This is a genomic window from Pseudogemmobacter sp. TB195, assembly GCF_058313095.1.
Genome location: NZ_JBZEGG010000100.1, coordinates 1 through 793, shown reverse-complemented (window position 1 = coordinate 793; position 793 = coordinate 1). Strand labels below are relative to the sequence as shown.

Sequence of the window (793 nt, the reverse complement as noted above, 5' to 3'; positions counted from 1 at the left end):
AGGCGCGCTGCCGCTGCCCCGCCAGCTGGCGCGCCTCGCCGTGATCGGCGCGCTGGCCACCTCCGCCGCCGACATGCGCGGCGCCTGGGCCGAAACTGGCGACATCGAGGCCATTGTCAACATTGCCGATGGCGTGCGCGCCGCCTGGCCGCAAGCGGACGTCGCCGTTTGCGGCGATGACCCGCAGGAAGCGGCCGCCGCCGCCCGCGTCGCCGGCGTCGCCATTCTTTGCCTTGGCGAAACGGCGGCGATGAGCGGCGAGGCGGCGGCGCGGGCCAATCCGGTTTTGCCGGATGGGCAGCAGGCCTTGCTGGACGCGGTGCTGGCCACCGGCGCGCGGGTGATCGTGCTGCTGGCCTGCGGCCGGCCGCTGGTGGCGCCGCAACTGTTCGCGGCCGATTGCGCCGTGCTGGTGATCTGGGGGCCGGGCAGCGAGGCGGGGCGCGCCATCGCCGACGTGCTCAGCGGCGACGCCAGCCCTTCCGGCCGCCTGCCTGTGAGCTGGCCGCGCGCCATCGGGCAGATTCCGGTATTCTATGCCCGCCGTCCCACCGGCCGGCCGCACGAAGCTGGCGCCCGTTATTCCAACGGTTACGCCGATCTGCCGATCGCGCCGCAATTCCCCTTCGGGCACGGCCTTGGCTATGCGACATTTTCCTGGAGCGATCTTCAGGTCAGCGCCATGGACCGGGCCGGAGCGACGTCGCCGCTGACCATCAGCCTGGCGGTGCGCCATGAGACGGGCGCGGGCGGCTGGCCGCAGAACGGGCGGACAGCGGCGATCGAGACGGTG

At 73.0% G+C, this 793-nt stretch carries 1 protein-coding gene; it reads left to right on the top strand.

Features of this window, described 5'->3' with window-relative positions; all coding sequences use genetic code 11:
* On the top strand, nucleotides 1-793 hold a 793-nt coding region (locus tag AC4FS3_RS28805; RefSeq protein WP_491023384.1), incomplete at both ends, for a glycoside hydrolase family 3 C-terminal domain-containing protein.